Origin of the sequence: Mesorhizobium sp. M0119, assembly GCF_040322615.1 — a bacterium.
Lineage (GTDB): Bacteria > Pseudomonadota > Alphaproteobacteria > Rhizobiales > Rhizobiaceae > Mesorhizobium.
Genome location: NZ_JAMYTU010000013.1, coordinates 1 through 19,936, shown reverse-complemented (window position 1 = coordinate 19,936; position 19,936 = coordinate 1). Strand labels below are relative to the sequence as shown.

Genomic DNA, 19,936 nt, shown 5'->3' with positions numbered 1-19,936 from the left:
GCCGATGGTCCGCATCCTTCCCCAGACCAAAGCGGCGGCGGTCAATCCGCTGAAGTCATCGCAGCCGCTGGGTGCCGCCTTGGCCTTTCTTGGCGTCGACGGCGCGATGCCGTTGTTCCACGGCAGCCAGGGGTGCACCAGCTTCGCGCTCGTGCTCTTCGTGCGGCATTTCAAGGAAGCCATCCCCCTGCAGACAACGGCGATGGACGAGGTGGCGACGATCCTCGGCGGGGCAGACCATCTGGAAGAGGCGATCCTCAACCTCAAGGCCCGCACAAAGCCAACGCTGATCGGGGTCTGCACGACGGCGCTGGTGGAAACCCGGGGCGAAGACTGCGCAGGAGATATCGCCGATATCAGGCTGAAGCGCACGGAAGAACTCGCGGGTACGGAGGTGGTGCTAGCCAACACACCGGATTTCGACGGCGCGATCGAAGAGGGCTGGGCCAAGGCGGTCACCGCGATGATCGAAAGGATTACGCGGCCCGGCGAGCAGGCGCGCCAGTCGAAGAAGATCGTGATCCTGCCTGGCTGGAACTTCACTGTGGCTGATATCGAGCATTTGCGTGAGACAGTTGAAAGCTTTGGACTGAAGCCCGTGATTCTGCCGGACGTCTCCGGCTCGCTCGACGGTACGGTGCCCGACCGCTGGGTCACGACCACCTATGGCGGCACCAGTGTCGAGGATATCCGTGAGCTTGGCACGGCCGAGCAATGCATCGTCATCGGTGAGCATATGCGCCGCCCGGCCGAGCTGCTGCAGAGGTTGACCGGCGTGCCTTACGTGCTGTTCCGATCGCTGACTGGATTGAAGGACGCCGACCGGTTCGTCTCGCTGCTGTCCGCGGTTTCGGGCGCGGCGGCGCCGGCTGGGGTGCGCCGTCGCCGGGCGCAGTTGCAGGATGCGTTGCTCGACGGACATTTCCACTTTGGAGGCAAGAAAATTGCGATCGCTGCTGAACCAGACCAACTCTACCAACTCGCGAGCTTCTTCATCGGAATGGGCTCCGAAATCGCGGCGGCGGTCACCACCACCGACATGTCGAAAATTTTGGAGGAAGTACCGGCGCAGTCGGTTCAAATCGGCGATCTCGGCGATTTGGAAGCTCTTGGCGCCGGCGCTGATCTTCTCGTCACCCATTCCCACGGCCGCCAGGCGGCGCAGCGCCTCGGCATTCCGCTCATGCGGGTCGGCTTCCCGATCTTCGACCGGCTCGGCAGCCAGCACAAGCTCACAATCCTCTACCAGGGGACCCGCGACCTGATCTTCGAGGTCGCCAACATTTTTGAAGCCAACCGGCACGCGCCGACGCCTGAGGCGCTTGATCCACTCCGTAAGCGAGAAATGCCAGATGAGCTCCGTTCGTCGCCTCTCGCTCGTCACTGACGAGGTTCACGCACCGACGCCGGAACGCCAAGCTGGCGCATTGCGCGTGGCGATCGCCACGCAGGACATGAAGAACCTTAACGCCCATTTCGGTTCGGCCAGGCGCTTTGCTGTCTACGACGTGATGCGCGAGGAGTGGAAGCTCGTCGAGGCCGTGGCCTTCGATGACGTTTCGGACGAGAGCGGGAAGCACCCAACTGAGGGCGATGACCGCATCACCCCGAAGGTGGAGGCGCTGAAGGGATGTCATCTCCTGTTTTGTCTGGCGATCGGCGGACCTTCGGCAGCCAAGGTTGTTTCGGCAAAAATTCATCCGATCAAAGTGCCGCAGCCCGAAACCATCCAAGAGGTGCTGTTGCGCACGCAGATGATGCTCAGGACGTGTCCTCCCCCCTGGCTGCGCAAGGTGCTGGCGCAGGCAGGTGTCGCCGAACAGAAACCGTCCTTCGAGGAGGAGGACTGAAATGAGGAGGAAACGAAATGTCTGATGCCACGGTTACCTCCGCTGTCAACGAGAACGAGGCGGCCCTTGCCACCCCGTTCGTCAAATGCCTCGTGCGGCTGGTCCGGGCTCATGATTCCCACGGGTCTTGGGAAGGCAAATCGGACGCCGAGCTGCTGGGCGACTTCATCGTCACCAGGGAACAGCGCCGTGCGATCCCGATCATCGGCGATCCCGATCCGGACGTGCTGTGGAGGCTCGAGATGTTTTACACCGCCGTCGGGCTTGCGATCGAGGAGCGCTCCGGCCTGATGGCATCGCCGATGATGGAGATGAGCCATGAGGGCTTCGGGCGCGTGCTTCTCACGGCCGGGCGGTTGGTCGTTCTGTCGAAGACCCTGCGCGACGTCCACCGGTTCGGCTTCGAGACGTTCTGGAAACTCGCCGCGGCCGGTACCAAACTGGCCGGCGATGCCACCGCAGCCATTGAGGCTCATCCGGAGGTGGCGCGGGCGTGATGGAACCAATTTTCGATCAAGAGGATCATGTCAGGCCTTGAGGACATGCGATGGCCAGCCTCTCAATCGAGGCGGTCGAGGCCGATGTGGTTCTTGGGGTAGCGCTGATGAAGCCATTGGTCCTGATCTGTTCGCAAGATGCGGAGTTGTATCTGTTCCTCAGCCACATTCTGGGGGTGGACGGCTTCACGAGTGAGCCGGCGGGCGGCGTGAAGGAAGCACTTGCATTGGCCGACGAACGTGAGCTCCAGGCGGTAGTACTGGACTGCGGGCCGGCAAGCGCGACAGGCTCCACAATCTGCGCCCAGTTCAAGGGGGAGCCCCGGACCGGCGGCCTGCCCGTAATTGCGCTGATCGCGCCCGGCGCCGAGAACCAGCACCTCGATCTCTTGAAGGCAGGTATTGACGAGAGCTTTGTGCGGCCCTTCGCGCCGGCCAAGCTGCTCGACTGTCTACGGACGAAGCTGGCGCTGCCAAAGCCGGGTTCGAACGGGATTGAAAACGGCGGCTGGATCTCCTGTGGCGACCTTGAGATAAGGCTCGATGCCCACCGCGTTCGGGGTAATGGCCACGAAGTCCACCTTGGGCCGATCGAGTTCAACCTGCTGCGGCTTTTGCTTGAGACTCCCGGCAAGGTCTTCACTAGAGACGAGCTGATCAGCGCGGCCTGGCCGCCCAATATTCATGTCGGTGTACGCACCGTGGATGTCCATATCAGCCGGCTCAGAAGGGCGCTGAAGGCGGCCTCCCCCTCCAGCGTCATTCGTACCGTCAGGTCTGCCGGCTACTCACTCGAGTGGCCGGACGGGTGAATAGATAGCCGATGTGGTGCCACTCCGCATTTCCGCCGTGCTGAGGGCAAGTCTTGCGGCTTCGAAACGCGCCGGCAGGTACGACATATTCAGAAAGAAGCAGTCAAATGGCTTTCAGAAGCGTACTCAGTGTGACGGGAGCTGACCACTCCGATCAGGATGTCAGGACAGCTGCCAGCTTGTGTGCCGAAGTCGGCGCGTATCTTTCCGTACTGGTGATGTCGCCTCCGCCGCTCATTATGCCTTCTCCGCTGCTCGGCGATGGCATCCCTGAGTGGCCTGGACAACGCGCACAGGCCATCGCCAGACTGGACAAACGGTTTAGGGAGATCGAAAGATTTTCACAGGACATAGCCAAGCTGGAAAAGATATCCAGGGAAATTCACAAACTGCTGAGAGCCACGTGGCGGTGCTATGATGTCGATATTGCCAACTGCGATCAGGCCAGCATCGGTGACGCGGTGCGACAGCGGGCGCTCTGCAACGATCTGACAATCGTCGGCCCCGCACTTCTCAACGACATTAACGTCGGTCCCCTTGTTATCAACGGCAGCCTGTTCGACACCGGAAAGCCGGTGCTTGTCGTGCCGGAGGGCGCTGAGGCGACTCTGGCTCCACGGCGCGTGCTGGTCGGCTGGGATTCGCGAGTCGAGGCGTCCCGTTCGGTTCGGGAAGCGCTGGATCTGCTAGCCGGTGCTGAGGAAGTTCGTGTCGCACTAGTCGATCCGGAGGCGACCTGCACCGGAAATGGTACCGAGCCGGGAGCCGATATCGCTGCCTATCTCACTCGGCACGGTGCTCGGGTCTCGGTTGACCTGCTGGCGAGCGCCGGAAAATCGGCAGCCACGGTGCTCGCGCAGCACGCAATCGACACGTCTGCCGACATGATAGTCGTGGGCGCGTATGGCAACCGCAGGCTACGTGAGCGACTTTTCGGCGGCGTGACGAGATGGATAGTTGGGAAGCCGCCATTGCCGCTGTTTTTGGCTCGCTGACGGGTTCCGAAGCAGCACCGTCGCTGCTCTCCCTGGGTCTACTACCTATCGCGATACCAATTCGCAGAAAGGTCGCGGCAAACGCGCAAATCTCGCGAAGCTCTTCGCAGCCGGTCGGCGACACGCCGTCGCCGAGAACTTCCCCGACATCTCTAGCGCTCTCGGGGGTTCTGCTCGCCCGAGATGATCCGTAACTCGGAGACCAATGGCCGCGCAGAGATACAGGCGCTCCTCCACGCAGTCAAAACCACGGCTTCGCAGGCCTCCAAAGTGGTTGTGCGCAATCGCGAAGCTCGATTACGGCTGGAACTGCCAAGCGCACCGCGTCAGCGGTCGCAACGCAGCGAAGCGGAGAGGAGAACCTTTTAGGGTTGCACGCCCGGGCAGGGCCTGCCGTATCGTGCGCAGCATTGAGATTGCGTAGTGCCACTTTGGAGCTGCCGGAAAACGCGGCCTTCGCAGCCCTGGCTGCCTTTCGGCCTCATCAATCGGCAAACCGCCAACTGGCCGTCAGGCCGGTTTTCGCCTTCTCGCTGGATTGGTCCAGGACCTGGCTACGGCGTTCGACTTGCCGACAATGACGACAGGCTGAGGTGACCCCGCATCGTGAAACGGAGCGGCGGCCGTGGTCGGGGAGGGGAGTGCGAGGGGAGGGGCGTAGGGGCGCCCCTCGCTCCGGTCCTGGCCCGCTCGATGCGGATAAGGACCGGAGGCCTGCCAAGAAAATCAGTCCGGTTATTTGCGAACGATGCCGCGCAATCGACGCCGCGCCGCCGTCTCTTTGATCACGCCAGCAATCTTGCGGACAAATGCAGGACTGAACGCGCCGATCGGCGTCGTCGTCACCAGGTCATAGGCTTCATCGACCTGCACCCGGTTATATTCGTCCAGGATCAGCCACGACGGACAGTCGAGGCCGCCGCGGCGGCATTCGATTTCGCTGATGGCGAGATGCGGGCGCGACCGGTCGGGTTTTTGCGAAGTCAGCGGAAAGAGAAACAAGGCTGCGGGCGTTGCTGGCGTCCGGACAACGATGCAAACCGGCCTCGCCTTGCGTCCGGATTCCTCGCCGGCGTCTGCTTCCCGCGCCCATAGGTAATAATATCGGAGCAGATCGCCGGCTTTAAGCATGCGGCTTGTCGCCGGAAATTATTGCATCCAGTCCTGTCATGAGTTCATTGTGGACTTCATCAGGAGCGTCCTCGAGCGTATAGGCGACCGAATGCGGCTGGCCGACGAGCTGGTGGTACTGAGCGGCGGACAGGATGACGAGCTTTTCCTTGCCGCGCTTGGTCAGGGCCACCGGCTCAATCAATGCCGTTTCGAGGATTTCGCCTGACACGCGATTCATGTCCGAGAATGTGAATTGCTTCATCGCCCTACTTCCTTTTGAAGTACCTACAATAGGTAATTCACGTAAGGAAAGCAAGAATGGTGGCGCGCGACCGCCACCATTCTTATCAGGATCGATCCGCTCGAAAGAGCGGCATTGTCCGTTCGTTGCTGAGTGCGGCGCGGTTGGTCTGGAACGTGTAGCCGTCCCAATCCTTCCACGCCTCCCAGCCTTGCGCGATTGCGCGTCCGTACCAGACACGCCACCTTCACCGCATTTTCGGCCAGCGTCTCGACAATCGAGACGGTGAAGCTTCCGCCAAGCTGCGACGGCGTATCGTTTACGGTGACATGGCGGCGGGCAGGACGCCCGAAAGGGGCCGCACTCATGCGGCCCCTTCGGCGCTGATCGCCTTCATCACCCGTTCGGCGGCCCATCTCCCGGCCTCGTTCAAGTGCCGCTGCCACGCGCCTTGCGACGGCGACCAGCGGAAGCCATTGGCCTTCAGCGCCCGCCGCGTCGCCTCGTCGGGCTTGCCGGGAAAGATCATCTGAATGCCCGCCATGTCCGCATTTTCCTTGATCTCCACGGCTCCGGCCTGTGTCTCAACCTCTAGGCATTGCGTTCCGCGCTCATGCATCCGCGTCAGGGATTTCAGCCGCCCTTGTAGGCGGCGGATTTCTGCACGGTTGCCCGCCGTGCCGAATCCGCGTTTCCATTGCCAGTCGGCCAGCACGACGCCGCGTGCCGCCAATTCTGCCGAAAGGCCGGTCCGGGCGACGATCGCCGCAATCATGGCTGCGTCGTCGGCGCCGTCTTTTCCATGCGCCGGGATGGAGTTCGCGGCCTTCATCTTGTCGATCGACAGGGCCAGGTCCTCGATCTTTGCCATGATCCGTTGCAACGCTGATGGATCGCCCGAGCGGATCGGCTCGTCATCCGCCCTCTGGGGGAAGGCTTTCCGCTTCACCGCTTTCCGGGCCGCTGCTGAATGCGCGGTAAGATCGGCGCGGCGGGCATCGGAAATCTTCATCCGCTTTTCGTTGCGGGCAACGGGAAAGCGGGCCGGTCCAGTGATAAACCAGTTCATGCAGCGACCTTCCGCCGCCCAATAGCGCCGCGTCAACTCGACGTGGCGGCGGGTGAAAGCCTCGATCTCTGGTTCGGGGTTCAGTGCGCTCGCCTTCTCCCACAGCTCCACGACATAGCCCGCAAACTCGTTTACTCGGTCGGCCAACTCGTCAAGTTCGGCGTTCGCGCGCCGGTCTGAAAAGTGGGTCAGTGCGTCGAACTGGTGTTCGATATCCTTCGTCGCAATGTTTGCGGCGAAGGTTCCTGTCACGATGGCGAGGCTTCGATTTTCCACGATGGGGATTTTAATCATGCCTCTCCTTCGACAAAGGTCGGGGCACGGCGGTCAATCCTTGACCTGCAAGCCCATCAATGCGCCGGAGATGATCAGCCCTCCCGCCGTCATTTCGTCGTTGGTGGCAAACACCGGGTCCAGTACCGGACGGCAGCACTTGAAATGCGCCGAAGCGTCTTCAAGGCTGATCAGGGGCAGAGTAGTAGGGTTCGCTTCCGTCACCGCCGACGAGAACGAGTTTGCCGGCCAGCGGCTGCGGGTATCCTTCAAAGATGGTGAAGGCGGTTAAGCTGTCGTGCAAGCCTTCCTCGTCAGCGAACAGGGAATGCCGTTCATCGAAGCGCACGACCTCGATCAAGCGGCACCCGATCAGGTCATAGATCGGTTTGAAGCTGATTCCGGCCGGAAGCTCGACGGCCCGAAAGATCGTGGTTTCGGGGTCCAGCAGGTAAGCAGTCTGTTTCATGGTCTAGCCCTTTCTTTCTCCGCGAAGCGGTCTCGTGCCCAAAGGGGCAGGAGACCGCTTCTGCTCCCGAGCTCGCGCGGAGCAGCGGGAACGATCGTGAAAGCTTCCTGGATTGAGGTGGGATCGGTTCCAGAGGCGCGGAAATCCTCGCTCAGTGCTACCGTTGCCGCCTTCAAGGCGGTAGCCTGTTCACTGTCGCCAATTTTCATCGCATCTAAGGCGAACTGGTCAAGCTCTCCACCAACGGCACGCTCGTAATCCACGTCCTTCCTGGCCGCGTCATCCTTGAAGAGTATCGCAGCAGGATCGTCGTCTTTGCCGGCAGGAGGCGGGGCTTCGGCCTTGCGCTCACTCGGGAACATCACGGCAGCGGCAGCATCGGGCTTGCCGTGATTGCCTACCAAGCGCTGTTCCGCAGCTGCATGTTGCGCTTGCGCCCACTCGGGGCTGCCAAGAGCGAAGAGGAGGTGGCGTAAAGTGGCTGAGATCGACCATGCTAGCATACTGTTTCCAAACGACGCCCTGCCGTCGAAACCTGCGCAGATGCCGCCCGCGCCCTCGCCGACTGTCTCCGCCGATGAGGATGAGCCGAAGACGCGTCCCAAATCAGGGCGGATCATGGTAGTACGAAAAATGACAATCGATCTGTTAGGCTTCGACGGGCCGGATTTGACCTCTCCAACCTCAGAGCTTTTGACGGCTCTGCGAGACCTGGAGGACTTGCCGGAGGCGGACAAGGGGCCACTCGAACAGATACGGATAAGCTATTTGCGGGAAGCGCTGAGGCTGACACTTTCCCGCGTCGCGGTCATGACCAGGGACCGTTTAAACGAAAGGTGACAAGCAGGCCGTCAAGACGCGCGGCGACCACCATGGCCCACGAGTGCCAGCAGCATGCCGAATGCTCGCCAGTGGAAGCTAGTATGACACGCCGATCTCGGCACGGCATGACAGCTTGCCTCGTACCCAATTAGCGCAGAGGATGCGCCTGATTTCCGGGGGATATTCTTATGGCAAAGCCGTTCTGGATCGGCGCGGTATGCGCGATGGCACTAACGCCATGTTCCGTGAGATCTGAAACGATATGCCGTGTTCCTGAGCTTGGCCCACAACTCGCGACATTTGGCGATCCGCATTGCGAGGGAAGTCTGACGCCTCACGAGGCGATTGAATGCGTGAACTACCTGGCCGAACAAGTTGATGAGCAACACCACAGAGCCGAGCTTGTTGCCGCCCAGGCCGAGTGCCTTTGCAAGGCTCTCAATGAAATGATGAACGGGTTCGGAAGCTACAACAGACTAAACGGGGCATGTTCGGTCGAGCGGTAGCGACGGCGCTACTTCCTGTGCAACTTACTCGCGAATGTCGAGGTGATTGTACAACTTCGGATTTCCGGATTTCCGGATTAGTTTCATCCAAACGCGGGAATTTCGCAGTAGAGGCTTATGTATATATGATCGAACCTCGAGCGGAGCGGCCACAGGCGATCACGCTCGGCGCCGACAAGGCCTACGACGCGGAAGACTTCGTCAATGAGCTACGCTCGATGAGGGTGACGCCGCATGTAGCGCAGAACACGAGCGGCCGCAGTTCCGCGATCGACGGGCGCACGACGCGACATGGCGGCTATGCCGTCAGCCAGCGCATCGGGAAGCGCATCGAAGAGGCGTTCGGTTGGATCAAGGTCGTGGCCGGCCAGCACAAGACCAGGTTCCGCGGCCGCGACCGTGTCGGATGGGCCTTCACCTTCGCAGCCGCTGCCTACAATCTGGTGCGACTGCCAAAGCTCATGGCGGAGACCGGCTGATGGCCAAGGTTCCCGGCTTCGCCAAGGCCTTCGCCGGCCGCTGGCGCATCATCGAGATGGATGTTTGGGATAACGACTTCCTCGATCTCGTCGAGGAAGCCCATCTGACATTCAAAGGCTCGGCGGATGGCGAGATCGCCTTCGGCGCACTCAAGGGCTTCCTCGATGTCCGCTATGGCACCCGCGATGGTTCAGCCTGCGCGGAATTCTCGTGGGAGGGGCATGATGAGAACGACCCAGCCTGTGGCCGCGGCTGGGTTGTCTTTGGCACTGCAGGTCGCCTCGTCGGCCACTTCTACATCCACAACGCCGACGATTCCGGCTTCGTTTGCGAAAGAGCCTGACTTCTTCAACGGCCTGCTAGCGCTGTGGCCGTTTTTATCACCCGGACGTGCGCTTGGCTAATGATCCGAAATTCGTAGGCAAAAACGGTCGTGACCCCGTTCCCGTTATAAGGTCCGCAACGGTTCGTGCTTAAGAACCGACGTACTCTCTTAATCCACCGAAAAAGCACCGAAACGTTTACTGGGTGAACAAGGCAAACCTGACAAACTTATCCTTGTCGGGTAGTGGTTGTCACGGGCAAGCGATTCGCTCGGGGGGGGAAATGACGATAATTGTCGATCCGGCAATTCGGATTCTGCCAGATGACCATCGCATATTCGTTCTGCATCCCGGTGAAGGGAAGCGGTTCTACGGCGATTTTCAAGCCACCGATTCCGTGTTTCTTGACCTCCCTGGTATCGCGTTCTCTGCGCCTCCAGAGATTAACGACACAAACCTTCGCAATAAGCTTCGGATGGCGAGGCGCATCTCAATATGGCGTCGACGCGGGTCGGTCCTGGACGACAAGCCGAGCCGAAATCCGGACGATTATGCGGTTACTACGGTGGCGGTGGAAGCCCCGAGGTTTGTTCACGAAGTCCATGACCTGTATGCGGAAGCAAAGGCCGGGGATCTGATTATAGTCCCTGGGAAGGGATACGGCTCGACAGTTTTCTTCGGTGAAGTCATGAACAATTTCGATCCGGATTTCACGGTGGAGAGTCACCGGTATCCAGGCGAAAGCATTCCCGCGCGCAAAGTGAAGTGGCTTCCGATCAATCTGGCCAAGCAGCAGTTCAACCGGCGGCTGATACGGCTAATGCAAAATCGGCAGGCCATAATCCAGGTAACGCGTGAGGATGACCGGCGTGAAATATACTCCCATGCATACGGCGACTATGTATGGAAAGAGTCGTCCGGAAATCTAATCCGCGTTACCAAGGATGACATCGATCTCAATGACCTAAATAAGGCGGTCGATCTTACAAACTATTTTGCATCTCAATATCTTGCGCTGAAGAAAGGGGAGCTTCAGCTATTTCTGGATATGGAATTCCATGAAGCGATCGATGCTTACTACGACAAGGCGTATTTTGGTGGAGTCAACGTCGAAATACATTCGCCCGGCTACTTTGGCCGTCCCATGAAGAAAGCGGCTATGGCCGGTTATGTGTCGGCTATGCTCGCCCTGTCAGGTTCTGGTATTACCGCGCAGGAGGCGACTGACACAAATGTACTAAACTCCGCCAACGCGGTGGTCTCGATCTGCGACATGGAACTCGAAACGGACATCCGCCAGACAATGGAGATATACGCCAATCTTCATCTGTGGGAAGATGAGGTTTGCCCGAGACGCGAAGCCACCAAAGATTCCGTTGGTCTTAAGACAGACGTAACGATAAAGAAAGATAGCCTGGCGGCCGGAAGCTCAAAGTTCGGCCACGAATAGCTATATTATTGGGGGAGGCCGCGATCATGGGATGATCCCGGCCCGATAGGAGCCAACCGTGCTGACGGCGATCAAAAATTTTGCTCGTACGCACATTCTGGGGACTGTGGTCGCGTCGTTGGCAACAGGTGCTGCCGGCTGTGCTGGCGTTTATTGGTCGCTTTATGAAGCTCGCATCAACCGCGTCGAAGAGATGAAGGTGCAGGAGTTTCAGAGTCTCGTTTCAGAGACGAAGAAATTTATGGACTTGCTGAACGCCTTCACCGAAGAGATAGGAACGAGCGGCGCGATCGACCCGGAGAAGCGAAAAGAGGTTTCGGCCAGCCTAGTTCGGCTCTATAGCGGCTTGGGGGCGTTCACGGTCAACCTTCCGCCAGAGCAAGAGCAGCCAGTGAAGAAACTGCAGACATCAATCAACGAAGTGAAAAAGCACGTCCAACTCATGCGGAAAAAGCAGGACCTTGAGACGCTCGGTGCAGCTCTCGTTGTAATGTTCAGCGATATGAAGGCGGCGCAGCCTGTCTTGGAACAGGCAGTCGGGAAGCCGTTTGCGGCTACTTAGCCGTTTCGGCTCCTTGGCGGATTTGAGTCAGGATGTGGCTCCATCCTGAATAATCCTGACATCATAACATTGACGCGAAAAACGAGTCGCCTTTAGCTTGCGGTAGATCAGCATACGCTGATTCTCGATACGACAAAGCCGGGGCGGCAACCCCGGCTCCGTGTCGATAAACCGCAAAACCTTTGGTCGGGATGCGGCATGTCGAAGACATAAGGCGAGGATACTCGCAATCGATTCTCTGTCAACCCGACCAAGGGTTTCCACATAAGGGAATCTTTATATGTCGACGTTTATTGTAACCTACGATCTCAACAAGGAGACTGCGCGCCCTAAAATTGTTGACGAAGTGAAGGCCAGCGCGGGTTGGGCCAGGCTCTCCGAATCGTCTTATGCCATCTCCACCAGCGAGACGGTGAATCAGGTATATGAGCGGTTCAAAAAGCATCTCGATGGCAACGACAATTTCTATGTCATCTCGCTTCGACGCCCGTATGCAGGGTGGGGCAAGAAGGACGTGAATGACTGGCTGGAAAAGCACCTTCCGCACTGATGCCCCTAGCCAGTAATCCCTGAATCTCTACGGCGTCTGCTTCCGGTCAATGCGGTGGACGCCGTCCTCTCTTGCGCACTTGATGCCCTTGATCCCATGAGTGCTCGCCTGTCAGGGTTTATTGTCCCGTGGGGGTTTACCAGCCGGGAAACTCTGCTTCCGGATCGCTAGACAACGACGACGAATGATCACCCTCGCCGGCCACGCGCCAAACGGTGCTATTGCTGTTGCTGTCACGAGGCAGTTGTTCGATCCATCGCCCGCCGATCCGCGTTGCGGCATATCGCGCCAGATACCTCCCGAACCGCTTTGACGAGAATGCGCCGCTTCGCTCGATGAAGCCGGCGAGCGCTTCTTTGAAAGAGGACTGTCAGCAACCCGGAGAGCTATTTCCCGCGTTGTGAAAGGCCCGTTCGGCAGCGCTTCGATGATCTCGGCAAGTTCGTCCTTCTCTGGGTCCACCGCCCGCTGAGCGGCAACATCGCCCCGGCAATCAGCCAGACCGAGCCACATCAGAGAAGATCGCACAATATCGCTCCAAGCCTCTCCGCCGTTCGAGAGAGGAGACTCCGGCCACCGCCTATTGCGGTCAAGGTGCTGGAACAAATTGGACCGCTGTATATTCTCTCGACATGAGCGAGACCGCGGTCATTTGCCTTGATGAGGCCGTCCGGTGCGAGGTCCGGCGCGAGCTTGCCGTTGCCATGGCGAAGCACAGCAACAGCTGGGAAGTCCAGTCGATCGTCGACCGCTGGGGCGACACCATGGATGACCGCGAGACATTGGCGGCAATTCGCTTGTTCAACCGCACCGGTTCGATGTTTGCCGGTGTTATCTGCTCGATACAATGATGCTGCCTTCCAAGATCGGGCCGGTCGATCGTCTGACCATAGTCGATGTGGCGAAGGTATGGGATGACGGCCGCGTGACGTTCTCGCTTTTCAGATCACGGGATCGGAAGGCGTCATGAAATGGGCGCGCCGTACCACCAGTGCCCGTGACCGGCCGAGTATTGCCGCCGGCGTAATCCCGCCCCTCCTGCCGACGCTGGTCGACCGCGTCCCGCAGGGCCCTGAATGGCTACACGAAATCAAATGGGGGTCTATCTCGACAAAGGCAAGGTCAAAATCCTTACCCGCAACCTCCACGACTGGACCGTCAAGTTTCCGACCATCGTAACGGCGGTGGCCGAGCTCGACGCCTCGGACGCGATAATAGACGGTGAGGCGTTCGTCGCCGACGACAAGGGCTTGTCGCACTTTTCCAGCCTTCAGCGGGCTCTTGGCCGCGGCGGGAGACGTCAGGACATCATGATTGCCGTCTTCGACCTGCTCAAGCTTAACGGCGAAGATCTTCGCGATCGGCCACTCGTCGATCGGCGCAAAGCGCTGGTTAATCTGCTGGGTGAGACGCCGCCAAACGGCATTGTTCTGAGCGACGAGATCAGCCGTGGCAGCGACATTCTCGCACAAGTCTGCCAGTTCGGCTTCGAGGGCATCGTTTCCAAGCTTCGCGCCAGTCCATATCGATCCGGCGGGCGCCAGGAATGGGTAAAGACAAAATGCGTTCTGAGCGATGAGTTCATCGTCATCGCTACGAGCCAGGCAACAGCTACGGCGGCTTGGGGAGTATCCTCCTGGCGAATGTCGAGGAAGGAATGCTGGTCTTCGCCGGCGGCGTTGGCACAGGCTTCAATGCACGCACCGGCGCAGACATGATGCGCCGGCTCAAAGCCGTTGAAGCCCAGAAGTCGCCTGTTCCCGGCCTCAAAGTGAAAGGTGCAGTCTGGACGCGGCCGGAGATTGTCGTCGACGTCGAATACCGCGGATGGACCGAGGATCATCAGCTCCGCCATCCATCGTTCAAGGGTATTCGCGAAGACCGGTCGGCTGACGAGTTTCTGTAAGAAGTGATGACGCAGGACCGCCCAAGGCGCCTTCTGCCTGGCGCCTTCTCGAGGTCGGTGGTGGCCCAGGATGCTATCGGCTCGATCACACTAAGCGAGCTGGCTTCCAAGGGCGTCCATGATGATGAGATCGCCCGCCTCCTCACCGCTGAAGGCCATCGCTCACCACGGCGCGTCGATGAAGTGCCCCCAAGCACGGTCCAGGGCGTCCGTCTTCGCCGTCGCATCATGACCGCGCGGCAGCGCACCCGCTGGCCCAAGGTCGAAGGACGACTTGCCGTCACGGAGCTGGCTGCGCGACTGCGCATTCCGCCGAAATGGATTTACACTCAACTCCGGCGCAGCCGCCTTCTGACGTCCTATGATCCCGCCGGTCGCTATCTCTTTCCCGACGACGAAGCCGCCATGCAGGCTATACGCAAGCTGCGCGAACACGGCATCGATCGCGTCGATCTCAGGGAACATCAGCCAGGCGGGATGATGAGATCGTTGGGCTTAAAGGGGGACAGGCCGCAAAGAAGCTCGAACTGCCAATGGTTCCTATCGCTCGAACCATGGCCGTCGACGAATACGACAGGCCGGCGCCATCCAGTGGGAGGTGTCACTCGGATCTTGTGCAGCAATATATTCTTTCGCCACAAGATTCACGCCGTCGCGCAACGGCGTCACTACGCAAACACGCGCGGCGCGGTAAAGACCCGCGAACTCAGCTTGGGTGAACGACCTGTTCTCATAGATGATTGGCCTCCACTCGTCCGTGCCATGCTCGTCATTGACTTGATTGACGAGGCTTTCGACGTCGCGCCGATATTCACTGTACATTTGGATGTCGCCGCGTGAGGGAGTTGCGATTTGCAAGAGCGAGACACTTTGCGGCTCGACTGCTGCCAGCAGTTCGAAAGCTTTGATCCGGTTGTCGATGCCCTTGGTATAGTCGAGCCGATCGACGCCGATAACTAGCTAAGCTAGCTTTGCTCCACCAAGTTTCAACTGCGAAATATAGGCTTTCTCCGCAAGCGAATCCGCAGCACACCGTGCGAATTGCTTCGGATCGATGCCTATAGGAAACTTTTGGCATCGCGTCTGGCCATGCTCCGAGAAAACGACCCCGTGCTTGCTCTCCAGCCCCAAATGAGATTGGACACAGGCGAGGAAATTGTTCACATCACGGTCGGTCTGGAAACCGAGCAGATCATACTCGAGCATAGATTTCATTAGCTCGCCAGAATTGGCCACCCGCTCCATCATGTCAGACTCGGGCCATCGCGTATGCAGGAAATGGCCGATCGGCCGGTCAATGCCGAGCTTATGCAAATCAGCGCCGAGCGGCAGGAAATGATAGTCATGAACCCAGAAGGCCTCGTTATCCTCCAATTCGGACACCGCGCGCGCCATGAAGGCGTTGATGTCGCGATAACTTTTATAATGCTCTTCTGAGCCTGAGATCCGGTCGAGCAACGAGTGGAGCGCCGGCCACAATATTGAATTCGCAAACCTTGATAGTACCCAGGATAGTCCGCTGCCGGCCAGACAGCACGGGCTACGATTTCGATCGGATAGCGGTGGTTCTTGTAGGTCGGTGCACTCACGGTCATGGGCACGCTGCTACCTCAATTTCCTTACCGCTCAATCAATGTGATAGCGCCGCTGTCCTTCCTTGCGCAAGATTGGGGTCAACGCTGAACTCGCGCCGAGCCACTGGGGTGGGGTGCTCGCCCGAATGGAGAGAGGGGCTGGTATGGCCGGCCGAAGACCGATGGATATGAGGTTTTTCGAGCCAAATGGAGGGATGTCGAAACGCAGCCGGAGGGCACTACTCTTCACCGTGCGGACGTTCGGGCGGTTGGCGCGTCTGTACTAGAGCGTTTTCGGAATAATTTGGGTCACGCATCGTAGCCGGCATGGGCGAAGAAGTTTTCGCATTCCTTTGGTTCGAATCGATCGATTGCGAGGCGCACGGCGTCCCACAGTTCTGGAATGGATCGCGCGGCGACCTTTCGCAGGAAGGCCTTCAACTTGGCGAATGCCATCTCGATCGGATTGAAGTCCGGCGAGTAGGGCGGAAGATAGCGTAGGCATGCGCCGGCCGCCTCGATGATCTCGCGAACGCCGGCTACCTTGTGAGCCGGGAGGTTGTCCATCACGACGACGTCGCCGGGCTGAAGCGTCGGCGCAAGGACGCGGCGCAGGTAGACCAGAAACGCTTCGCCATCCATCGCACCGTCCGCGGCGATCCCGTTGAGAGACGCAAGCCCGCCGTGAAGGTCGTGGACTTCCAATGCCCGTGAGGCACGGCCGCCCGGCAACGTTCGCCGCGCGGCGAGCGACCCCAAAGCCGCGCCATCTTTGTATTGAGGCCACTTTCGTCGATGAGATCAGGCGGCTTGGGTCGAGATCGAGCTATCCGTCGAACCAGTCTTCTCGCGCGGCCAAAACGTCCGGGCGCTGCTGTTCGCCCGCGTGCGCCGTCTTTATTATACGTGATGCCGCGCTTTGCGAAGAACTCGTGGACCGTCGTCACGCCGGCTTTGACGCCGCGCTCGGCAAGGCGCTCGGCGATCTCAGCAAGCGTGATGTCCCGCTCGTCGGTCTCCACCAGGGCGAGAATGAACGCCTCGTGCGCATCCAGCTTCGAAAGCTTCGGCTTGCCCTGCCGGCCAGGCTCCAGCCTGCCACGCGAACGCCACTCGCGATACCACGCGCCGGACGTCGAAATCCCGATCGAAAACCGCCGCGCCGCTGCCCGGGTCGACAGACCTTCGTCTATCGCCTCGACCACACGCTTTCGCAAATCCACGCCGTAGGCTCGCGCCATGCCGTTGCTCCTTTCGCAAATCACTTCGATCAGGGAATCAGAACAAGCCACTCAACGCAAACCCGCGACTCCGAATTTGGCAAAACCGCTCTAGCGCACACCCTGGAGAAGGCGTCGTCTCCATTTGGGACGCCAGCCGATGATCAGGGCGACTGGCTGGCATCAGGGCAACTGGCGGGCAGGATTTCAAATGATTTTACAGAATCTTTACGATCGCAAATCCCTAACAATGGTACGTTCACCACAGAGTCTGAGGTCCGGCACGGCTGAAGAAGCTGATGCCGATTTACCTCGACCGCCGCACAGCACCTAACGGAGGGTCGACAGCCAATGGCAAGAAAAGCGCTCATCCTGGTTGAAGGCCATAGGCGTATGGGTCTGCAATACGTCCAAGCAGCCCAGCGTCTTGGTCTTCATCCAATTACCCTGTCGGCTGATCCAGCCCAGTACGACTATCTTGCGGCGGAAAGCATTGAGGCCATCCGTGTCGATACAGACAATCTCGATGCGCTGATCAGCGAATGTTCCAGGCTACGTGCGACCTATGACATTGCGGGCATTACCGGCTTTTGGAGCGCCGACCAGTCGTTCTATGCGACAGTTGGCAAGCTCTGCCGGCATTTCCATCTACCGGGACCGAACCCCACATCCGTTGAACGATGTTGCGACAAATTCATTCAACGTGAGCTCCTCGGCGAGGCCGGCATTCCAATACCTGCTTATCGCATGGCAGCGAATGCGGCGGAGGTAGAATGCTCTGCCGCGGAAATCGGCCTGCCGGTGATTCTTAAGCCAGCTGTTGGCAGCGGCAGCAGCGGTGTTCGATTGTGCCGCAACGTCGACGAGTTGGCCGAACATACGACCTATCTGTTGGGCGGAAAGCACATATGGCGATCAGCGCCGAGGATACTGGTCGAAGAATTCGCACAAGGCCCATACTACGGCGCTAACATAATGGGAAATGAGGTCATTGCGATTGCCGCAGCTGAGTTTGACTCCCCACCGCATTTTCTCTTTCGTGAATACACCTTTCCGGCCTCGCTCACTGATGAGGAGCATGAGCGTATCGCCGATGTTTCGTTGAGCTGTTTGCGAGCTCTCGACCTTGGCTGGGGACCAACGAACATTGAATTCCGGTGGACGAAGCGCGGCCCGGTCGTCATTGAAGTCAATCCGCGTATGGGGGGAGGGGATCCTATACTGGTTCAGCTGGCTTACGGTGTCGATCTCACAATCGAGCACATCAAGCTTGTCATCGGCGAAAAATGCGATCTGCGCAGAACGCATTCGCACATTGCCGGCTGGCGCTCCCTGCTCCCCGATCGCGATGGCATCCTCGATTGGATCAATGGCGACAGTCAGGCGGCTGCCGTGCCAGGTGTCGCCGAGGTCAAATTGCGTATTGAGCCCAAGACGCCGATCGTCAGAAAAGGCGATTACCGAGACTATATGGGACATGTTATCGCCGTTTCACCCAGCCGTGTTCGGACCGAGGCGATACTTCAGCGTGCTGTCGACTTAATCGGTTGGTCGATCACACCCTTTCCTCCACCAGGCGCAGGCTCAGTGGAAACCGGAAATACAGCCGCACGGCACGAGTGATGATCTGGGGCGCAAAACGATGACGTTTATAGCTGACGACACGGGTATTCATGCACCGGCACTATCGCCCCAATCCTTGGGCCGTGCACTCACGGCTTCCCACGCGGCCATGGCGACGTCGATGGATTCGAATTTGTCGCGGAGCGGTTGGCGGGGATGGGACGAAGAGGTTTCGGACTGCGGAGAAGATCGACACGAAATGTTGCAATGAGCCGACCGACCGGAAACCCTGTCGCGTTCGCGCCCGTTTTCGGAACGGCAGGTGAGAATTCTCCGCCCGGTTGTTCAAGCCTTTATGCGAGCAGTGTTCCACGTTCGGCATGACCTGGCGTTTGGCCGCCCCGTAGGCGCGCAATTTGTCGGTGACCATACGCTTTGGCGGCACGCCCTGCTTCTTCAGAAGCCGCGTCAGCAGGCGCTTGGCCGCCTTGGTGCTGCGGGGCGTCTGGACGATCTCGTCGAGCCCATATCCGTCCTGATCAACCGCTTTCCACAACCAGCATTTCTGACCCTTGATGCGCACCACGACTTCATCGAGGTGCCAGACATCGCCTTTCGTCGGAGCCTTGCGGCGTATGCAATCAGGGCCGTGCTTTCGGCACCGTCGGCGGATGGTCTCGTAGGAAACGACGATCCCGCGATCGAGCAGCATTTCCTCGACGTCGCGCAGGCTCAGATTAAGCGGAGTAGAGCCAGACAGCACGGGCTACGGTTTCGATCGGATAGCGGTGGTTCTTGTAGGTCGGTGCACTCACGGTCATGGGCACGCTGCTACCTCAATTTCCTTACCGCTCAATCAATGTGACAGCGCCGCTGCAAGAGATGTGGGTAATCGAAAGCCCTACCGGCTACCGGTTGTCACGCGCGGTCCCCGCGGACATCAACGCGATGGACTTCGTAGAGGCGGCCAAGCTGCGCGGCGAGGGCCGCGCTTGGATCATCTTCCGCGAGATCTTGCCGAATGCTCTGTCGCCGCTGGTCTCCGAACTCGGCCTGCGCTTCATCTTTGCCGTGCTCTTCCTGTCTGCCCTGTCCCTTCTTGGCCTTGGTGTGCAGCCGCCGCAAGCCGACTGGGGCGGCATGGTGAAAGACAACAAGGACGGCATTGTCTTCGGCATTTCTGCAGCCCTCATGCCCGCAGCTGCGATCGGGGCGCTTGCCATCTCCGTCAATCTGGTCGCCGATTGGATCCTCAACCGGACCACCGACCTCAAGGGAGGGCGCGGCAATGGCTGATATCTTGCTCGATATCCGCAACCTCCGCATCGAGGCGACCCTCTATCCGCCGGGCGAGAAGTGGCCGGCCGATGATCGTGCCGACTGTATGGCGCGGGTTCATCGCCACGTCGCCATCTGGTAGATCATTTGAAGCTGGCGCAGATCGTCCTTGCTGCGGTCCGTCAGCCGGTTGGAGAGCTTGCGGCCATCGAAAATGATCTCGCCCTGTTGTGGCGGCAGCAGGCCGGTGATGGCGCGCGCCAGCGTCGACTTTCCGGAGCCAGATTGGCCAACCACGGCCAGCGTCTGACCGGGATAGATGTCGAGCGCGACATTCTTCAGAACCTTGACGATGCCATTGCCATAGCCGGCGGTGACGTTCT

General features: G+C 59.3%; 19 protein-coding genes and 9 pseudogenes. 17 read left to right on the top strand and 11 right to left on the bottom strand.

Annotated features, from left to right (window positions below):
- Window positions 1-4: 4 nt before the first annotated feature.
- The 5 genes from nifN to NKJ40_RS14655 all read left to right on the top strand — a co-directional run bounded on the left by nifN (window position 5) and on the right by NKJ40_RS14655 (window position 4,154).
- Window positions 5-1,387: a nitrogenase iron-molybdenum cofactor biosynthesis protein NifN gene (nifN, locus tag NKJ40_RS14675; protein WP_352466633.1), complete on the top strand. Its 1,383-nt coding sequence runs from the start codon at window positions 5-7 to the stop codon at window positions 1,385-1,387.
- The gene (nifX, locus tag NKJ40_RS14670; RefSeq protein WP_352466632.1) at window positions 1,353-1,850 is read left to right on the top strand and encodes a nitrogen fixation protein NifX; all 498 of its coding nucleotides are present in this window, start codon (window positions 1,353-1,355) and stop codon (window positions 1,848-1,850) included. The genes nifN and nifX overlap by 35 nt, the downstream gene beginning before the upstream one ends.
- A gap of 17 nt (window positions 1,851-1,867) precedes the next feature.
- Window positions 1,868-2,347 carry a NifX-associated nitrogen fixation protein gene (locus tag NKJ40_RS14665; RefSeq protein WP_352466631.1) on the top strand — a complete coding sequence of 160 codons (480 nt, stop codon included), beginning with the start codon at window positions 1,868-1,870 and terminating at the stop codon, window positions 2,345-2,347.
- Between the two features lie 50 nt (window positions 2,348-2,397).
- Window positions 2,398-3,159 (top strand): response regulator transcription factor, encoded by a 762-nt coding sequence (locus NKJ40_RS14660; protein ID WP_352466630.1) that lies wholly within the window; start codon window positions 2,398-2,400, stop codon window positions 3,157-3,159.
- A gap of 107 nt (window positions 3,160-3,266) precedes the next feature.
- Complete coding sequence (locus tag NKJ40_RS14655) at window positions 3,267-4,154, top strand: universal stress protein (RefSeq protein ID WP_352466629.1); 888 nt, start codon at window positions 3,267-3,269, stop codon at window positions 4,152-4,154.
- 735 nt (window positions 4,155-4,889) lie between these two features.
- Here NKJ40_RS14655 and NKJ40_RS14650 read toward each other — a convergent pair.
- The 5 genes and pseudogenes from NKJ40_RS14650 to NKJ40_RS14630 all read right to left on the bottom strand — a co-directional run bounded on the left by NKJ40_RS14650 (window position 4,890) and on the right by NKJ40_RS14630 (window position 7,723).
- Window positions 4,890-5,285, bottom strand: a complete 396-nt coding sequence (locus NKJ40_RS14650) for a hypothetical protein (RefSeq protein WP_352466628.1) — start codon at window positions 5,283-5,285, stop codon at window positions 4,890-4,892.
- On the bottom strand, window positions 5,278-5,529 hold the full coding sequence (locus NKJ40_RS14645) for a type II toxin-antitoxin system Phd/YefM family antitoxin (RefSeq protein WP_023802399.1): 252 nt from the start codon (window positions 5,527-5,529) through the stop codon (window positions 5,278-5,280). The genes NKJ40_RS14650 and NKJ40_RS14645 overlap by 8 nt, the downstream gene beginning before the upstream one ends.
- A 343-nt stretch (window positions 5,530-5,872) precedes the next feature.
- Window positions 5,873-6,871 carry a hypothetical protein gene (locus tag NKJ40_RS14640; RefSeq protein ID WP_352466627.1) on the bottom strand — a complete coding sequence of 333 codons (999 nt, stop codon included), beginning with the start codon at window positions 6,869-6,871 and terminating at the stop codon, window positions 5,873-5,875.
- Window positions 6,868-7,319, bottom strand: a pseudogene (locus tag NKJ40_RS31895) (DUF3846 domain-containing protein). Before NKJ40_RS31895 ends, NKJ40_RS14640 begins: the two are co-directional and overlap by 4 nt.
- Entirely contained in the window at window positions 7,316-7,723 is a 408-nt protein-coding gene (locus tag NKJ40_RS14630) for a hypothetical protein (RefSeq protein WP_352466625.1), read from the bottom strand. Before NKJ40_RS14630 ends, NKJ40_RS31895 begins: the two are co-directional and overlap by 4 nt.
- A 73-nt stretch (window positions 7,724-7,796) precedes the next feature.
- Here NKJ40_RS14630 and NKJ40_RS14625 point away from each other — a divergent pair, with 73 nt between their 5' ends.
- The 10 genes and pseudogenes from NKJ40_RS14625 to NKJ40_RS14580 all read left to right on the top strand — a co-directional run bounded on the left by NKJ40_RS14625 (window position 7,797) and on the right by NKJ40_RS14580 (window position 13,918).
- Window positions 7,797-8,159, top strand: coding sequence for a hypothetical protein (locus NKJ40_RS14625; protein ID WP_352466624.1), 363 nt, complete (start codon window positions 7,797-7,799; stop codon window positions 8,157-8,159).
- 170 nt (window positions 8,160-8,329) lie between these two features.
- A complete protein-coding gene (locus NKJ40_RS14620) occupies window positions 8,330-8,647 on the top strand; it encodes a hypothetical protein (RefSeq protein ID WP_352466623.1) in 318 nt (105 codons plus the stop codon).
- 113 nt (window positions 8,648-8,760) lie between these two features.
- Window positions 8,761-9,126, top strand: a pseudogene (locus NKJ40_RS14615) (transposase); the annotation flags it as partial.
- Window positions 9,126-9,470, top strand: a complete 345-nt coding sequence (locus NKJ40_RS14610) for a hypothetical protein (RefSeq protein ID WP_352466622.1) — start codon at window positions 9,126-9,128, stop codon at window positions 9,468-9,470. The pseudogene NKJ40_RS14615 and the gene NKJ40_RS14610, both read left to right, overlap by 1 nt.
- A gap of 263 nt (window positions 9,471-9,733) precedes the next feature.
- Window positions 9,734-10,900, top strand: a complete 1,167-nt coding sequence (locus NKJ40_RS14605) for a hypothetical protein (protein ID WP_352466621.1) — start codon at window positions 9,734-9,736, stop codon at window positions 10,898-10,900.
- 58 nt (window positions 10,901-10,958) lie between these two features.
- Window positions 10,959-11,462 (top strand): hypothetical protein, encoded by a 504-nt coding sequence (locus tag NKJ40_RS14600; RefSeq protein ID WP_352466620.1) that lies wholly within the window; start codon window positions 10,959-10,961, stop codon window positions 11,460-11,462.
- A 280-nt stretch (window positions 11,463-11,742) separates the two neighbouring features.
- A complete protein-coding gene (locus NKJ40_RS14595) occupies window positions 11,743-12,012 on the top strand; it encodes a hypothetical protein (protein ID WP_352466619.1) in 270 nt (89 codons plus the stop codon).
- Window positions 12,013-12,716: 704 nt separating this feature from the next.
- Window positions 12,717-12,863 (top strand): hypothetical protein, encoded by a 147-nt coding sequence (locus NKJ40_RS14590; RefSeq protein WP_352466618.1) that lies wholly within the window; start codon window positions 12,717-12,719, stop codon window positions 12,861-12,863.
- Window positions 12,864-13,088: 225 nt separating this feature from the next.
- Window positions 13,089-13,730: an ATP-dependent DNA ligase gene (locus tag NKJ40_RS14585; protein WP_352466617.1), complete on the top strand. Its 642-nt coding sequence runs from the start codon at window positions 13,089-13,091 to the stop codon at window positions 13,728-13,730.
- Window positions 13,670-13,918: an ATP dependent DNA ligase gene (locus NKJ40_RS14580; protein ID WP_352466616.1), complete on the top strand. Its 249-nt coding sequence runs from the start codon at window positions 13,670-13,672 to the stop codon at window positions 13,916-13,918. The genes NKJ40_RS14585 and NKJ40_RS14580 overlap by 61 nt, the downstream gene beginning before the upstream one ends.
- A gap of 162 nt (window positions 13,919-14,080) precedes the next feature.
- On the opposite strand, the gene NKJ40_RS14575 is transcribed toward NKJ40_RS14580, so the two are convergent.
- From NKJ40_RS14575 to NKJ40_RS14565, 3 genes and pseudogenes are all read right to left on the bottom strand, one after another.
- On the bottom strand, window positions 14,081-14,383 hold the full coding sequence (locus NKJ40_RS14575; protein ID WP_352466615.1) for a hypothetical protein: 303 nt from the start codon (window positions 14,381-14,383) through the stop codon (window positions 14,081-14,083).
- Between the two features lie 75 nt (window positions 14,384-14,458).
- A pseudogene (locus tag NKJ40_RS14570) lies at window positions 14,459-15,376 on the bottom strand (alpha,alpha-trehalose-phosphate synthase (UDP-forming)).
- 425 nt (window positions 15,377-15,801) lie between these two features.
- Window positions 15,802-16,733 (bottom strand): annotated as a pseudogene (locus NKJ40_RS14565) (IS630 family transposase).
- Between the two features lie 330 nt (window positions 16,734-17,063).
- On the opposite strand from NKJ40_RS14565, the pseudogene NKJ40_RS14560 reads away from it, so the two are divergent.
- A pseudogene (locus NKJ40_RS14560) lies at window positions 17,064-18,290 on the top strand (ATP-grasp domain-containing protein); the annotation flags it as partial.
- Here the strand turns inward: NKJ40_RS14560 and NKJ40_RS14555 are convergent.
- Both NKJ40_RS14555 and NKJ40_RS14550 read right to left on the bottom strand, forming a co-directional pair.
- Window positions 18,277-18,387, bottom strand: a pseudogene (locus tag NKJ40_RS14555) (IS6 family transposase); the annotation flags it as partial. The pseudogenes NKJ40_RS14560 and NKJ40_RS14555 overlap by 14 nt on opposite strands.
- Window positions 18,384-19,096: pseudogene (locus NKJ40_RS14550) on the bottom strand (IS6 family transposase). The pseudogenes NKJ40_RS14555 and NKJ40_RS14550, both read right to left, overlap by 4 nt.
- Here NKJ40_RS14550 and NKJ40_RS14545 point away from each other — a divergent pair.
- A pseudogene (locus NKJ40_RS14545) lies at window positions 19,083-19,571 on the top strand (ABC transporter permease subunit); the annotation flags it as partial. The pseudogenes NKJ40_RS14550 and NKJ40_RS14545 overlap by 14 nt on opposite strands.
- A gap of 58 nt (window positions 19,572-19,629) precedes the next feature.
- Here the strand turns inward: NKJ40_RS14545 and NKJ40_RS14540 are convergent.
- A pseudogene (locus tag NKJ40_RS14540) lies at window positions 19,630-19,936 on the bottom strand (ATP-binding cassette domain-containing protein); the annotation flags it as partial.

Coding starts and splice junctions, on each gene's coding strand:
- nifN (WP_352466633.1), top strand. CDS start 5: ATGGTCCGCATCCTTCCCCAGACCAAAGCGGCGGCGGTCAATCCGCTG.
- nifX (WP_352466632.1), top strand. CDS start 1,353: ATGAGCTCCGTTCGTCGCCTCTCGCTCGTCACTGACGAGGTTCACGCA.
- NKJ40_RS14665 (WP_352466631.1), top strand. CDS start 1,868: ATGTCTGATGCCACGGTTACCTCCGCTGTCAACGAGAACGAGGCGGCC.
- NKJ40_RS14660 (WP_352466630.1), top strand. CDS start 2,398: ATGGCCAGCCTCTCAATCGAGGCGGTCGAGGCCGATGTGGTTCTTGGG.
- NKJ40_RS14655 (WP_352466629.1), top strand. CDS start 3,267: ATGGCTTTCAGAAGCGTACTCAGTGTGACGGGAGCTGACCACTCCGAT.
- NKJ40_RS14650 (WP_352466628.1), bottom strand. CDS start 5,285: ATGCTTAAAGCCGGCGATCTGCTCCGATATTATTACCTATGGGCGCGG.
- NKJ40_RS14645 (WP_023802399.1), bottom strand. CDS start 5,529: ATGAAGCAATTCACATTCTCGGACATGAATCGCGTGTCAGGCGAAATC.
- NKJ40_RS14640 (WP_352466627.1), bottom strand. CDS start 6,871: ATGATTAAAATCCCCATCGTGGAAAATCGAAGCCTCGCCATCGTGACA.
- NKJ40_RS14620 (WP_352466623.1), top strand. CDS start 8,330: ATGGCAAAGCCGTTCTGGATCGGCGCGGTATGCGCGATGGCACTAACG.
- NKJ40_RS14610 (WP_352466622.1), top strand. CDS start 9,126: ATGGCCAAGGTTCCCGGCTTCGCCAAGGCCTTCGCCGGCCGCTGGCGC.
- NKJ40_RS14605 (WP_352466621.1), top strand. CDS start 9,734: ATGACGATAATTGTCGATCCGGCAATTCGGATTCTGCCAGATGACCAT.
- NKJ40_RS14595 (WP_352466619.1), top strand. CDS start 11,743: ATGTCGACGTTTATTGTAACCTACGATCTCAACAAGGAGACTGCGCGC.
- NKJ40_RS14590 (WP_352466618.1), top strand. CDS start 12,717: ATGGCGAAGCACAGCAACAGCTGGGAAGTCCAGTCGATCGTCGACCGC.
- NKJ40_RS14585 (WP_352466617.1), top strand. CDS start 13,089: ATGGCTACACGAAATCAAATGGGGGTCTATCTCGACAAAGGCAAGGTC.
- NKJ40_RS14580 (WP_352466616.1), top strand. CDS start 13,670: ATGCTGGTCTTCGCCGGCGGCGTTGGCACAGGCTTCAATGCACGCACC.
- NKJ40_RS14575 (WP_352466615.1), bottom strand. CDS start 14,383: ATGTTCCCTGAGATCGACGCGATCGATGCCGTGTTCGCGCAGCTTGCG.